The sequence below is a fragment of the Solibacillus isronensis genome (assembly GCF_900168685.1).
GTDB classification, from domain to species: domain Bacteria; phylum Bacillota; class Bacilli; order Bacillales_A; family Planococcaceae; genus Solibacillus; species Solibacillus isronensis_A.
The window spans coordinates 1,440,120-1,454,382 of the sequence record NZ_FVZN01000014.1 but is presented as its reverse complement, the minus strand read 5'-3'; the positions used below and the strand labels follow the sequence as shown (position 1 = coordinate 1,454,382).

The window sequence follows — 14,263 nt, the reverse complement described above, 5'->3', positions numbered from 1 at the left end:
ACGTCTAACGATTGAATGTTTATACGAAAACGTTTACAATTTAAAAGAATTATGATGAAAAGAGGTTTTTTGATGAGCGTTCATATTAATGCCAAAAAAGGCGACATTGCAGAAATTGTATTATTACCAGGAGATCCATTACGTGCAAAATATATTGCCGAAACATTTTTAGAAGATGTTGTACAATATAACGAAGTACGTAATATTCTTGGATACACAGGTACGTATAAAGGAAAGCGCGTTTCTGTACAAGGGACAGGCATGGGTGTACCTTCAATTTCAATTTATGCGACTGAATTAATGCAAGAATACGGTGTACAAAAACTAATCCGTGTAGGTACTTGTGGTGCGATTCAAAAAGACGTGAAAGTACGTGACGTTATTATTGCACAAACATCATCTACAGACTCAAACATGAATCGAGTTGTTTTCGGCGGTACAATCGACTATGCACCAACTGCAGACTTCGATCTATTACTAAAAGCTTACAACGCTGCTAAAGAAGCGAACTTAAACGTACGTGTAGGAAATATCTTCACTGCGGATATGTTCTATTCTGATGAAGCACAAAACGAAAAATTAGCGCAATATGGCGTATTAGCTGTTGAAATGGAAACATCAGCACTATACACATTAGCAGCGAAATTCGGTCGTCAAGCTTTAACAGTACTAACAGTATCTGACCACATCTTAACAGGTGAAGTAACTTCATCTGAAGAGCGTCAAACTACGTTCAATGACATGATGGTTATTGCGTTAGAAGCGGCTATTCAAGACTAATTACAAAATCATAAGCACTTAATAGGTCAACTTGCGCTTATTAAGTGCTTTTTTTATTTGCAGAAACTTTAATCTTGTTTGTAATCCACCAAGGAAACAGAAAATGTTTTTAATTAGTATAAAAAACGTCATCTTACGAATAGTAAAATGAAGCACGTAACCGGCTTGGATAATCATTTAGATAACGAGTAGCAAAAACATATCATACAATTATGATGTGTTTTTATTTTTGTAATAAGGCGTATAAAATTTCAAAAATTTTCTTAGCGGATGTTTGGCATATCGAATTTGTGATATGGGCAAACTGAGATACCGACAATTTTAAAGCACATAAAATGACGGCCAAAAAAGTTAAAAGGAGTGAGGGGATGAGTCAGGAAGTAGCGAAGAAATTTATTGATCGAATCTCAAGCACAGTGGATCCGTTAGCGAATATTGTCACGGTTAGTCTGTTTTGTGAAAATGCCATTAACCATTTGATTCAGGAAAAGCTGCCGAAAGTACGAAGCTTCAAGGATCAGACAACTTATATCCCGATGGCGAGCTCCAATTACAGCACAAAAGTATATTCTGTTTATGCATTAGGCTTAATTGAACAAAAATTGTTCGAAAACTTATGGTTGCTGAATTATTGGCGCAACAAAGCTGCACATAATATTAGTGTAGATATTAAAGCTTTGCCGATGAATTTTCACATTTTTGATAACAACCTCAAAATCGAAAAAGACATGAATGAAAACGAAATTGTCATCGGGATTGCCCTTTGCACGTACAAGGAATTGCATGTGTTCTTAAATGAACAATACGGTATTAAGTTAAATTGGTGAAGAATAAAAAGTGTCTATGCCTGTAGACACTTTTTATTTTATCCGTCATTTCTAAAAAAATGCACTCTATCCATACAATTTTTTCAATCCATAATAAAATTTATTTAATCTTATTTCCCTATATAAGATATTAATACACCAAATTAGGGTATGGATAGGAGAAGTTTATCTAGGAAGGGTTGAAATCATTTGAAAAAACGATACTTATTCGCGATGTCTACATTATCAATAGCACTAGTTGCAGGATGCGGAGATACTGCAGAACCGGTTGAAGGTACAGATAGCGAAGCCAATTTAACATTACAGCAAGTATATGAGAATGCCATGCAGCGCCAGCAAAATTTGAAAAGTGTTCATGCGGAAACAAAGATGGATCAGGTGACGAGCTTCGTGATGGATGGTCAGACGATGGAAATGACAAGCAACTCAAATTTGGCGATGGATATTCAACAAAATCCGATGGCGATGTATTCAAAAGGAACAGTTGAGATGGATATGGGCGATGATCAAATGGAAATGCCGATCGAAATGTATATGACGGAACAAGACGGTTTTTACTTATATAATGGCGATTCGAATGAATGGCTGAAAATGCCTGATGAACAATATGAACAACTTTTAGCGCAAACAGGTGCCCAGGCAGATGCGTCAGAGCAACTCGAACAGCTTGAACAATTTATCGAAGATTTCAGCTTTGAACAGGATGATGAGAATTATTTGTTGACGCTGAACATTGAAGGGGACCAGTTCAAGCAGTTCATACTTTCACAAATGGGTGCTAGCTTAGGTGAATCAGTGGAGATGAATGGTGAAATTCTTGAAAATATGTCATTTGAAGATTCACAATATAATATTGTAGTAGCGAAAGATACGTTTGATATAAAAGAAATGGATATGGATCTGAAAATCATCACAAATATTGAAGGTCAGGAAACAACGATTGAAAATGATGCGAACATTGTCTATTCGAAATTTGATGAAGTAAAAGAGATCAATATACCGAATGAAGTTTTAAACGAAGCTAAAACTGAATAACAATTCAAGCAGCGAGGCCGCTTTATGGCGGAATTCGCTGCTTTTTTCTATTTAATATGAAATGAAATAAAAAAATTGACGTCTATCCTTTTCTAGTCGCTTGTAAACTGATATTATTGGTATAGTGTGACATCAGACAGTGTAAAAATGAGAGTGGTGAAATTGAAATGGATGAACAAAAAAGAGATGAGGATCAAAACGGTTTAAACGAAGAGCAAATTACAAAGCCGGCAGGGAAATATTTACGAATGAAACCATTTGCATTCATAATGGTCATTTTCCTGACAATTTTATGTACAGCCGGTTTAACAATTTTTGCATTAACATTCGGTGAAAAGAAAGTTGTGGAAGTAAAGGAACCGGTGGAACGGGCGGAATTTAAAAAACTTTATGATGCGTATGATGCACTTCAGCAAAAATATTATGAAGACGTAAATGAGGAAGAAGTGGTATATGGTGCAATCAACGGAATGTTTGATGCATTGGGAGACCCTTATTCTGATTATTTGAATAAAGATGAGGCAAGTTCATTTAATGAAAGCCTGTCTTCAAGTTTTCAAGGAATTGGCGCGGAAATCCAAGAACGAAATGGATATATAATGATTGTTTCCCCAATCAAAAATACACCTGCAGAAAAAGCCGGTTTACAACCGAAAGATATGGTACTGGCAGTTGACGGGAAAAGCGTCAAAGGCATGAGCTCTACAGAAGCTGTGTTATTGATTCGCGGTGAAAAAGGTTCTGAAGTCACTCTGACGATTCAACGCGGGGATGCTGAAAGCTTTGATATGACAATCGTGCGTGATGATATTCCTGTAGAAACTGTATATGGTGATATTGATGAAGAAGGAATTGCACACTTCCAAATTACCTCTTTCAGCGAAAAAACAGCAGTGGAACTTGAAAAGCTGCTAATTGAATATGAAAAGCAAGGGATGAAAGGGATTGTTTTAGATGTACGCCAAAATCCAGGCGGCTATTTAAAGGCGGCAATCGATATTTCTAACTTGTTTGTTGAAGAAGGAAAAACAATCGTTCAAATTCAAGAAAGAGATGAAGCGCCACAAATCGTAGCTGCGGACAATCGTTCTAAATATAATCTTCCCATAACAGTATTAATCGATGAAGGAAGTGCTTCTGCTTCTGAAATTTTGGCAGGTGCACTAAAAGAATCTGCGGGAGCCCAAATCGTTGGATTAAACTCCTTTGGTAAAGGGACAATGCAGGAAATCATTTATATGGAAGACGGAGCAAACTTGAAGTTCACAACAGGCAAATGGTTAACTCCAGACGGTAACTGGGTGAATGAAAAAGGAATTGCACCGGATGTGAAAGTTGACTATCCGGATTATGCTTCATTACCATATATCGATCCGAGCCAGCAATATGAACAGGATGCCAATCATGCGTCAATTAAAACAGCTGAGCGTATTCTGGAAGTATTGGGATATGAGCCAGGTGAAGTCGATACAAAATTTGATGAAGAGACTGAAGCTGCAATAAAAGCATATCAACAAGATAATGAATTAGAAGTAACAGGTATTTTAACAGGTAATACAACATATGCCTTAATGGATGCCATTAGCGAAAAGCTGAAAACAGAAGATCCACAAATTTTAAAGGCGAAAGAATTACTGGAAATTAAGCCTGAAGAATCAACAAACGAATAAAAAATGCGGGCTGGCAAAAAGTGCAGAAACACTTTATTGTCAGCCCATTATTATAGGAAGTGGAAATATGAAGGATGTATATTTATTTAGCGGATTTTTAGGGAGCGGGAAAACGTCCATGTTAACCGACGTCATTCGTCAATTGAAAGAAGCCAATTTGAAGCCTGCTGTTATTATGAACGAATTAGGCAAGCTGCCATTCGATTCACAGGCGGTGGAACAGGATGTACCGTTGAAGGAAATGTTGGAAGGCTGTATTTGCTGCAGCGGAGCGGAAAAAACAGAAGCACAAATTCAATCGCTTTTACACGATCAGGATTTTGATGTACTTATAATAGAAACAACCGGGGCTGCACACCCTGTGGAAGCACTGGACGCCGTCTATTCGCCTCTATTTGCAGATAAGTTAAATATTAAAGGAATTGTGACGGTGGCGGACAGTCGGTTATGGTTAGACCGATCAAGCCTTACTCCGCAAGTTCGATCTCTATTTATGGAGCAAATTCGTCATGCCCATCTTTTATTGGCCAATAAAACGGACTTGCTTACGGAATCGGAACAAGCGCAAGTTGTTTATGAACTGCAAGGGTTTAATTCAAATGCCTTTATCCTTCAGACGACAAATGGTCGTGTTCCGTTAAAGTTATTGCAAAATATGCAGTCAACTGCTCGTATATCAAAAGACGATATCGTAACAGCCCGTATTGGTGAAAGCTTTAATTTAGGCTCACGACTCGTTCGATTTGATACAAGCTTTACACAAGAACAGTTTGAAAACTGGGTGCGCTCATTACCTGATACAGTTTACCGTATGAAAGGCTACGTTCCGATTGAGGGAATCAAAAATCCGATGCTGTTCCAATATGCTTATGGAATGGTCCAATGGCTGCCGGAATATATAAAAATGGAACCGAACTTAGTCATCATTGGTGAAAACATTAAAAATCTAGAAATTATCTCTCTATCATAATTCGTCAATAGCTTTTCATATGAAATGTATGAGGAAATTGGATAAATTTATCGCAAATTACGAATAAAATATAAGATTTTAAGGCTAATAATTTGGTAGATGGATAGTTTACCAATTTATAGGCCTTTTTTTCTTCGATTTTTCAGTTACGATGAAGTCACGAAAGGAGGCGTACAAAATGAAAAAATTAATTCTACCATTTTGTGCAGTAATACTTTTTGCAACTCAAGCACCCGTTGCGAATGCAAGTTCAAATGCAACTGAAGGGGGCAAATCAACAGCAACTTCAAATCACATTCAATTAGCGAATGACTATAATATAAAACTTAACAATTTCTATAAATTTGTAAAAACGACACCTCAAAATTGGACAGGTATTAAAAAACCAGCTTCAACAGAAGTAAACAAAGAGACTACTAAAGAGGCTGATAAAGAAGTTATTAAGGAAACAAACAAAGAGGTTAGCAAGGAAGTAGAAAAAGAGCCAACAAATGTTGTAAACAACGAAACTCCAAAAGCTCCTACAACGTCACAAACACCTGCTACACAATCTAAAACTGATCAGGCACCAGCTCAAGAACAAAAAGAAACGACAGCTACTGATCAAATCTTAGCGATCGAAGAAAAAGTTGTTGCATTAACGAACGCAGAACGTGCTAAAAACGGTTTAAGTGCATTACAAATCGACCGCCCATTAATGGCAGCAGCACGTGAGAAATCTCAAGATATGAAAGATAAAAACTACTTCTCGCATACATCACCAACATTCGGCAGCCCGTTTGACCGTTTGAAAGCATTAGGTATTGCTTATAAATCTGCCGGTGAAAACATCGCCAAAGGTCAAAAATCACCTGAAGAGGTTGTACAAGCATGGATGAATTCAGAAGGTCACCGAGCAAATATTTTAAATAAAGACTTCACTCATATTGGCGTAGGCTATGTGCAGGGCGGTAATATTTGGACACAACAATTTATTAAAAAATAATTTGCTGATGCTATCCTTTTCGCAATGAAGAGGGTAGTTTTTTTGGTTATTTAGTTATTGATTGAATTCTTGAAACAATAAAAATACTTTTATCGAATATTTATTATTTCTTTTGGCCTTTATAATTTTATATGCGAAAACACCCATTTTTAGAGAAATGCTTTATAAAGTGCTAAAATGTGCTACAATATACGGTATACTTTTAAAAGCCTTTTAAAAAAAGGTGTAGAAATCGACGGAATAGAAGTGATAATAAGTAAAATCATTTTTTTAGAATAATAAAATTAGAACAAATAAGAATATTAAAAATGAACTATTAAAAAGCATTGAAAATAAAATATCACATCAAATAAATAAGATATTTATCGAAGCATGTTGAAATGTCATGTTGCATAAAATAGATGCAATGACAATTGCTTTGTTAGGAGAAATTTATGAACGAAAAAACAATTATTTTAACAGGCGGGGGTACGGCCGGTCACGTATCACTAAATGAAGCGATTATTCCTTCATTACAGGAAGCGGGGTATAATGTCCATTATATAGGCTCTCATGATGGGATTGAAAAGGAACTTATAACAAACGCTTTTCCTTCATTACCATATCACAGTATCTCGAGCGGAAAGCTGCGTCGTTACTTTTCAGTACAGAATTTTACAGATCCGTTTAAAGTAATGGCAGGGGTTACACAAGCCTTTTCGATAATCAAAAAAATTAAACCGACTGTCATCTTTTCTAAAGGCGGATTTGTTTCAGTGCCTGTCGTTATTGCGGCAAAGTTGGCAAATATTCCGGTGGTTGTCCATGAATCGGACGTGACGCCTGGATTAGCGAATAAAATTTCATTGCCGTTCGCGTCCCATATCTTTACGGTTTTTAAAGAAACGATGAAACATTTACCGAACGATAAATCGACTTGCACAGGCTCGATCATTCGTCAGCAACTATTTGAAGGAAATCGTGAACGTGGCTTGGCATTATGTGGCTTCACAACAGAAAAAAAAGTTCTGCTTGTCATGGGTGGCAGTTTAGGGTCAGTCATTATTAATGATGCGCTTCGTGAAAATTTGCCTGTACTACTTGAAAAATATCAGATTATCCATTTATGCGGTAAAGGAAACGCCGACAAAAAACTTGAAAATCTGCAAGGCTACTCTCAGTTTGAATATGTGACGACAGAATTGCCTGATTTACTGTATGCTACAGATTTTGTTGTATCGCGAGCAGGTTCAAACTCGATTTTTGAATTTTTAGCATTGCATAAGCCGATGTTGCTCATTCCTCTTTCTGCTGCAAAAAGTCGTGGAGATCAGATTTTAAATGCCAACTTATTTAAAAAACAAGGCTTTGCACAAGTATTGGACGAGGAAAAATTGACAAAAGAATCACTCATGCAAGCGATTCAAAAGCTTGAAGAGAAAGCGGAAGAAATGATCGACCATATGCTTGAAGTCGAACATCCGAAAACACCGAAAGAAATGGTTGCCTTAATTACTCAATATGAAAAATAATAAATAGAAAAGGGGTTACCTAAAAGTTCATACTTTTAAGGTAGCCCCTTGTTTTGTTTAAGGAATATTTTTGACGCCTCTTACATATAAGCGTAAAGAAGGTTATCACGTCACTAGTGAAAATTTCCTTTTTACATTGCCTGTTCTTCTGTTTCCTCGTGCGTATTTGCAGTTGTTAAATAGAACAGATCCTTTGGAATTTTAAAAAGACGGAATTTATTTACGCCTTGATTAATTTCTGTGAAAAGAGATGGATTTGATTCCGCAGCATCTACTACATAAGGTAATTTTAATGCTGCTGCTTGTGAGCGTGCATTTTCTTCCCGGATGCGTAAGAAAACTGTATGGAAATCATAATCGAAAAATAGTTCATTTAAAAACGCTAATTTCGCTTTCTGATTATAACCGATGCCTTGATATGGCTTGCCGATCCATGTTCCTAAAAAGCCGGCGCCATCTTGGATATCAAAAATACTGATTGTTCCGATTGGGGCACCCCAATCATCTACAATTGTACGTGAAATCGTTAATCCGTTTTGTTCTTCTTCTATTAATTGTTTAGTCATAAATAAATACTCTTCAGCTGAAGTCGCTTTCTGACGTACGAATGGAAACACAGACGGATGACGTAATAATTCGTATAATTCTGCTGTTTCATGAAGTTCTCTTTGTTTTAACATGTGAAACGCCTCCTTTTAAGAAGAAAATGGTAGAGCCTGTTGTTAAAGAAATGGTGCAAATAATCTTCTGATGCTAAAAGGTTCTTTATCATAAGGCAGTAGTCATTTCGAGCTTGATCTTACCTAAAAGAATTTGACGTTAAACTATTATGCATAATTCGTATGTCTCGCTCTATCCTAGACAATTAATAACAATATCGAAATAAGAAATATATCTACAGTTTATTATAATATATTCTCTTGACGCAACTTTCAAGCTCGAAAAAAACATTTTTTTCTGCTAAAAGTCGATATATTCAGAAAAGTGCGTAAATAAAAACTATTAATGACAAGATGAATTTTTTAAAAGTATAATATAATAAAATAAGAGAGAACGCGGAGGCACAAAATATGAATATCCAACTTACAAAAGTTCATGGTTCTGGAAATACATTTTATTTATACGAAGCATTATATGATGAACAATTTAATTTTGTGAATATCACAAAACAATTATGTCAACCATCAAATAATGGTGGTGCAGATGGCTTATTATTGGTGCTTCCTTCTTCTGTTGCAGATGCAAAAATGCGCGTTATCAATGCAGACGGATCGGAAGCTTCGATGTGCGGGAATGGATTGCGCTGCGTCGCACGTTATGTCTGTGAAAAATTAAATGTTAATGAAGCGGTTATCGAAACAATGCATGCCTGTTTGAAAGTGAAACGAGAGGATTCCATTTTTGAACAGCTTCCTACATACTCTGTAGAAATTTCGCCCGTTTCATTTGAGTTATCATCATTACCAATGAAGGTAGATAACAAAAAACAATTGCGCCATGAAATTATACCTGCTTTCTCAGAAGAAATTCCTTTTACTGCGATTTCTGTACCGAACCCGCATTTAATCGGAATCGTTGATAAAAAATATATCGAAAATACGAGACACCAACAACAGCTCGCATCCTATTTGAACAGCGAAAATGAATATTGCCCTGATGGGGTAAATGTCAGCTATGTCCAGCCATTATCGCCTAATGAAATATTTGTCCGAACTTATGAGCGGGGTGTAGGCTTTACAAATGCTTGTGGTACTGCAATGACTGCTTCTGCACTAATAGCCTCTATTGAAGGTTTCGTTACGAATAGTAAAGTAACCGTCTATAACCCAGGTGGCTTTGTTCAATGTGAAGTTTCAACTAATGAAGGAAGCTGGGAATTAGCACTTATCGGAAATGCCACGGTATTAGGGGAATATGAGTTTGAAATTCATGACGAAAAAATACAGTTGGTTCATGTTCAGCCATCTGAAGAACAAATCCAATATGAGAAATGCAAACTTTTTGTGAATGATAAAATAGAAAGCTTTCTGTAAAGATCAGTAAAGTAGGGGGACAAGGATAATGAGTTCCATTTTTTCAATGGATCTATTGAATTTGTTATTCAAAAATAGTAATGATGCTGTGTTCTTTATGGAAAAAATAGATGAGAAGTATCGTTATATTTTTGTCAATGATGCTGCAGTAAAATTAATTAATACGAATCCTTGCGGCAAAACGATCGAACAGGTAATCCCGTCCCATATGGCAAAAACGATTATTCACCATTACGACTTAACAATCGAACAAAATAAACAAGTTGAATTTGAAGATTTCACTTATGAAAGAATGAACGTTCGAAAACAAAGAACGACAACTATTCCAGTAGTACAAGACGGGAAAAATTATATTTTGGCAATGACAAAAGAAGTATCGATGAGTCTTGATTTAGAAGATAAATATTTATTTATGCGGTCCTTATTTTCTAATTCATTTTTATCAACGATATTAATTTCTAATGACCTGCAATTGCTAGAAGCAAACACAAAATTTATGGATGAGTTTAATATTCAAGTAGAAGATGCGTCCCGTACAAGTATATTAGACATGCCTTTTTTAAAAAGAAAAATGGCCAAAAAATTAAAAAGCTATTTGAAACGTGCCCAGCTTGGGGAAAATGTTCAATCAAAAATGCTGTTCTTTATCGATAAACATAATGAACAGCGATGTTTTACTGCTTCTTTTTCCTCGCTGACAAGCAACGGAGAAAATATTGCCGTATTTATTATATTGCAAGAAATAACAGAGTTTATAAAACAAGGACAGGCTTTACGTACCGCATCGCACGGCCTGGAAATGTTCAAAAACGCGATCAATTCATTTGCAGACGTAATTTTTACAGATGCTGACGGAAATATAATAGATGTAAATGAAAGAGTTGTTAAAAATACAGGCTTTACCCATGAGGAACTAATCGGTATGCCACACCATTTTCTTCATTCGACGTATCACCCTGATACAACTTTAATGAGTAATTGGCAAAAAGTCAGTAAAGAAGAAATTTGGCGTGATGAAGTGTGCAACCGTAAAAAGAATGGCGAGATTTATTGGGTGGACTCAACTATGATTCCTTTGAAAAATGAACTAGGGGATGTTGAGCAGTTTTTAATGGTTCAATATAATATTTCATCTGAAAAGCAATTAATGTCCGAACTATATATAATTGAACGTAATTTCAGAGCAATTACTGAAAATACGAATGATTTTATCGTCGTAACAGACCGTTTCGGCAAAATTAAATACGCTTCACCTTCCTATTCAAGGAAACTTGGCTATCGGGAAGATGAGCTGATAGGTGTACCGTACGATCGATTGCTGAAGCCAGAAAGTGTCCAACTGTGGCATGAAGCATTGAACCCGGAAACGGTTGATATAGTAGAAGAACAGAAAATAGAATTGCTTTTATATAAAAAAGATAATAGCACGATATGGACGGAAGGGAATTATACGCTAACGTTCGATCTGGCAAATCATGAAATTACGGAAATTGTTATGGTTTCAAGAGAAATTACCGAGCGCAAGCAGCTGGAAGATAAATTAACATATTTAGCGTATCATGATAGCCTGACACAGCTAGGTAATCGCCGGAAACTGTACAAGGACTTTCCGCTGCTTAAGACCGAAGCGGACGAAACAGGCACTTGCCTGGCGATTTTATATCTAGACGGTGACAACTTTAAACAAGTAAATGATTTATATGGTCATGATGTAGGGGATGAGTTTTTAATTCAATTCGGGAAATCGCTCGTTCGCAGTGTGCGGAATGAAGACCTTGTTATAAGGTTGGGTGGAGACGAATTTTTAATTGTTTTAACAGGGCTGTCCTTTTATGAAAAAGAACGCTCTGTTCAACTAGCTCATATAATGGACAGGATCAAAGAAAATCTGCAAATCGGATGGATGATTAGAGCGGCTCATTTTTCACCTACTGCCTCGATGGGTCTATCAATTTATCCACAGCACAGTTTAAGTTTGGATGTGCTAATCGATTTGGCAGATCAGGCATTATATAAGGCGAAACAATCTTCCAATTAGCACGTTCTTCATATCCAAATATCACTTGCAAGAATACGGAAATTTACTCCGTATTCTTTTTTTATTGTAAAATACAAATGGTACACTATTGAATAGATATTGTTGATAGAGAGGGAAGCTGATGAACCAAAAGATTCTAATAATAGAAGATGAAAAAAATATTGCACGTTTCCTTGAACTGGAGCTTAAGCATGAGCAATTTGAAACTGTAGTTGCATATGATGGGAGGACTGGTCTGGAATTGGCGGAAAGTGAACAATTCGACTGTATTTTACTCGATGTCATGCTGCCTCAATTAAACGGGATAGAAGTATGTAGGAGAATCCGAAAAACAAGCGATGTACCGATTCTGTTAATTACTGCACGGGATGAAGTCATGGATCGTGTTTCAGGATTGGATGCAGGAGCGGATGATTATATTGTGAAGCCATTTGCGATAGAGGAACTACTAGCACGGATCCGTTCGATTTTGAGGAGAGTACAGCATACTCAAAAATCTAAACAACTCATTTTAAGAGACTTGGAAATCGATGTGCATGCATATGAAGTAATATTTGAAAATAATAAAATTGAGCTTACACGAAAAGAATTCGATTTATTGAAGCTGCTTGTGGAGAACAGAAATCATGTATGTACACGTGAGCGTATTTTAGAAACAGTTTGGGGATTCGATTCAGAGGTAGAAACTAATGTAGTCGATGTATATATTCGCCATTTACGTTCAAAACTGCAAACAGAAAATACTCCGTACATTGAAACTGTACGTGGTGTTGGATATGTGATGCGCGGGTGAGGATGATGAAAAACAAATTACTGAACCTTTCATTAAAATCAAAGTGGATGCTTGCAGTTGGTGTCACGATTTTTGTAAGCTATGCCCTTATATCTGTTGTACTGTATATCGCATTGCAAACATGGCTGATTCATAATGAAGAAAAAAATGCATTGCGAACGGTTGATGATATGACAACCTACTTCGAATCACAAGGGAACACTGTTACAGTACAGGCACTTCAAAACAACACCGCATTGATGAAGGCCATTTTAAACCAAGAACAAACTGTACGGGTTTTTAATCTGGATGGTATTGAGGTAATGCGGATCAATGATGCTGCGCCGGCTGCACAACTGCCAAAAAATCAAAATTATTTCTCAACAATGATTGAAAAGCAGACGATTTCAGGATCTGAAAGCTATGTGATCCACAGAGTCGTCCAAATCGGACAATTTCAAGGGATTATGCAACTGATTCACCCGTTAGCAGCATTTCAGTCGATGATGAATTATATTTTGACGACAATTTTTATTATTGGTTTCGGGGCTATTTTATTTTCGGTTATGATCAGCTATTACTTAGCGAATATGCTTATGAAACCGCTTGTCCAATTAAGGGACGCAATGAGTTTTGTCAGAAAAAACGGGTTTACTGCACAACCTAAATTTGATTATTCGGCAAAAGATGAAATTGGCGATTTACTTCATATGTATCGTACTTTAATGAATGAACTTGAAATTTCATTTACAAAGCAGCAGCAATTTGTCGCAGACGCCTCGCATGAATTGCGAACACCGATTCAAGTTATTGAAGGTCATTTATCATTAATTAAACGTTGGGGTAAGGATGAACCGGAAGTAATGGAAGAATCATTAAACACTTCATTAACCGAAATCGCGCGAATGAGGAAAATGATTGAAGAGCTATTGCAATTGGCAAGAAGGGAACAAGCGGATGAACAGGCTTCTGCTGATATAGAACAAGTATACGAACAAGTAAAAGAAGAATTATTGCAACTGTATACTAACGCTGAGTTTCACCTGACTGTTAATGGGGATAAAACGGCTGCTTCCATTACCGAACATGCTCTAGCGCAAATCTTTAGAAATATTTTAAGTAATAGTATACGATATAATAGCAATGTTCCAAATCTTCATGTAACAATCGATTATAACGAATTACAGTCGCCTATTTCAGTTACGATAGAAGACAATGGTATCGGTATTTCTGAACAGCATTTACCACATATTTTCGACCGGTTTTACCGGGTGGATGCATCCCGAACAAATAAAGTTGCAGGTACTGGCCTAGGGTTAAGTATTACGAAAATGCTCGCTGATAAATATGAAGTGGAAATTGATGTCGAAAGTAAATTACAGAAAGGTACCTTTTTTTACCTTAAACTTCTTAAAAAATGAATAATTTTAGTCAATCTAATTACTATTTCAATAGTTCACGAAAAAAATTGCTTAATTTGATAAAAAGAGTTGTATTTTTTGTGAAGAGTAGTAAGATTGAGATGGAAAAAATGTTCTTCCGCCGTTTATAAATGTGCTTTTAGTCCATGTGGAAGAATGATAAAATATTATTTGCTTTGTTTTGGTAGATAAAAAGAGGGTACTTAATTTATCTACTTACA

At 36.3% G+C, this 14,263-nt stretch carries 12 protein-coding genes; 11 read left to right on the top strand and 1 reads right to left on the bottom strand.

Annotation, left to right across the window (positions count from 1 at the left end):
• The first annotated feature begins 72 nt into the window (after nt 1–72).
• The 7 genes from deoD (at nt 73) to B5473_RS15680 (ending at nt 7,778) form a co-directional block, all read left to right on the top strand.
• Complete coding sequence (gene deoD / locus B5473_RS15710) at nt 73–780, top strand: purine-nucleoside phosphorylase (RefSeq protein ID WP_079526826.1); 708 nt, start codon at nt 73–75, stop codon at nt 778–780.
• A 368-nt stretch (nt 781–1,148) separates the two neighbouring features.
• Nucleotides 1,149–1,607: an RND transporter gene (locus B5473_RS15705; protein WP_079526824.1), complete on the top strand. Its 459-nt coding sequence runs from the start codon at nt 1,149–1,151 to the stop codon at nt 1,605–1,607.
• A gap of 213 nt (nt 1,608–1,820) precedes the next feature.
• On the top strand, nt 1,821–2,642 hold the full coding sequence (locus B5473_RS15700; protein ID WP_254865350.1) for a DUF6612 family protein: 822 nt from the start codon (nt 1,821–1,823) through the stop codon (nt 2,640–2,642).
• Between the two features lie 167 nt (nt 2,643–2,809).
• On the top strand, nt 2,810–4,312 hold the full coding sequence (locus B5473_RS15695) for a lmo1851 family serine protease (RefSeq protein WP_079526821.1): 1,503 nt from the start codon (nt 2,810–2,812) through the stop codon (nt 4,310–4,312).
• A 67-nt stretch (nt 4,313–4,379) separates the two neighbouring features.
• Nucleotides 4,380–5,282, top strand: a complete 903-nt coding sequence (locus B5473_RS15690; RefSeq protein ID WP_079526820.1) for a CobW family GTP-binding protein — start codon at nt 4,380–4,382, stop codon at nt 5,280–5,282.
• A gap of 178 nt (nt 5,283–5,460) precedes the next feature.
• Nucleotides 5,461–6,267: a CAP domain-containing protein gene (locus B5473_RS15685; RefSeq protein WP_079526819.1), complete on the top strand. Its 807-nt coding sequence runs from the start codon at nt 5,461–5,463 to the stop codon at nt 6,265–6,267.
• Between the two features lie 434 nt (nt 6,268–6,701).
• A complete protein-coding gene (locus tag B5473_RS15680; RefSeq protein ID WP_079526817.1) occupies nt 6,702–7,778 on the top strand; it encodes an undecaprenyldiphospho-muramoylpentapeptide beta-N-acetylglucosaminyltransferase in 1,077 nt (358 codons plus the stop codon).
• Between the two features lie 131 nt (nt 7,779–7,909).
• Here B5473_RS15680 and B5473_RS15675 read toward each other — a convergent pair whose 3' ends face one another.
• The gene (locus B5473_RS15675; RefSeq protein WP_079526815.1) at nt 7,910–8,458 is read right to left on the bottom strand and encodes a GNAT family N-acetyltransferase; all 549 of its coding nucleotides are present in this window, start codon (nt 8,456–8,458) and stop codon (nt 7,910–7,912) included.
• A gap of 390 nt (nt 8,459–8,848) precedes the next feature.
• Here B5473_RS15675 and dapF point away from each other — a divergent pair, with 390 nt between their 5' ends.
• The 4 genes from dapF to B5473_RS15655 all read left to right on the top strand — a co-directional run bounded on the left by dapF (nt 8,849) and on the right by B5473_RS15655 (nt 14,042).
• Nucleotides 8,849–9,811, top strand: a complete 963-nt coding sequence (dapF, locus tag B5473_RS15670; RefSeq protein WP_079526813.1) for a diaminopimelate epimerase — start codon at nt 8,849–8,851, stop codon at nt 9,809–9,811.
• 28 nt (nt 9,812–9,839) lie between these two features.
• Nucleotides 9,840–11,849: a diguanylate cyclase domain-containing protein gene (locus tag B5473_RS15665; protein ID WP_254865349.1), complete on the top strand. Its 2,010-nt coding sequence runs from the start codon at nt 9,840–9,842 to the stop codon at nt 11,847–11,849.
• A 121-nt stretch (nt 11,850–11,970) separates the two neighbouring features.
• Nucleotides 11,971–12,642, top strand: a complete 672-nt coding sequence (locus B5473_RS15660; RefSeq protein WP_079526809.1) for a response regulator transcription factor — start codon at nt 11,971–11,973, stop codon at nt 12,640–12,642.
• A gap of 5 nt (nt 12,643–12,647) precedes the next feature.
• Complete coding sequence (locus tag B5473_RS15655; protein ID WP_079526807.1) at nt 12,648–14,042, top strand: HAMP domain-containing sensor histidine kinase; 1,395 nt, start codon at nt 12,648–12,650, stop codon at nt 14,040–14,042.
• The last annotated feature ends 221 nt before the right edge of the window (nt 14,043–14,263 follow it).

What these genes read in the sequence shown, in the direction of transcription:
- deoD (WP_079526826.1), top strand. Translation starts at nt 73, where the DNA reads ATGAGCGTTCATATTAATGCCAAAAAAGGCGACATTGCAGAAATTGTA.
- B5473_RS15690 (WP_079526820.1), top strand. Translation starts at nt 4,380, where the DNA reads ATGAAGGATGTATATTTATTTAGCGGATTTTTAGGGAGCGGGAAAACG.
- B5473_RS15680 (WP_079526817.1), top strand. Translation starts at nt 6,702, where the DNA reads ATGAACGAAAAAACAATTATTTTAACAGGCGGGGGTACGGCCGGTCAC.
- B5473_RS15695 (WP_079526821.1), top strand. Translation starts at nt 2,810, where the DNA reads ATGGATGAACAAAAAAGAGATGAGGATCAAAACGGTTTAAACGAAGAG.
- B5473_RS15665 (WP_254865349.1), top strand. Translation starts at nt 9,840, where the DNA reads ATGAGTTCCATTTTTTCAATGGATCTATTGAATTTGTTATTCAAAAAT.
- B5473_RS15675 (WP_079526815.1), bottom strand. Translation starts at nt 8,458, where the DNA reads ATGTTAAAACAAAGAGAACTTCATGAAACAGCAGAATTATACGAATTA.
- B5473_RS15700 (WP_254865350.1), top strand. Translation starts at nt 1,821, where the DNA reads ATGTCTACATTATCAATAGCACTAGTTGCAGGATGCGGAGATACTGCA.
- B5473_RS15705 (WP_079526824.1), top strand. Translation starts at nt 1,149, where the DNA reads ATGAGTCAGGAAGTAGCGAAGAAATTTATTGATCGAATCTCAAGCACA.
- B5473_RS15685 (WP_079526819.1), top strand. Translation starts at nt 5,461, where the DNA reads ATGAAAAAATTAATTCTACCATTTTGTGCAGTAATACTTTTTGCAACT.
- B5473_RS15660 (WP_079526809.1), top strand. Translation starts at nt 11,971, where the DNA reads ATGAACCAAAAGATTCTAATAATAGAAGATGAAAAAAATATTGCACGT.
- dapF (WP_079526813.1), top strand. Translation starts at nt 8,849, where the DNA reads ATGAATATCCAACTTACAAAAGTTCATGGTTCTGGAAATACATTTTAT.
- B5473_RS15655 (WP_079526807.1), top strand. Translation starts at nt 12,648, where the DNA reads ATGAAAAACAAATTACTGAACCTTTCATTAAAATCAAAGTGGATGCTT.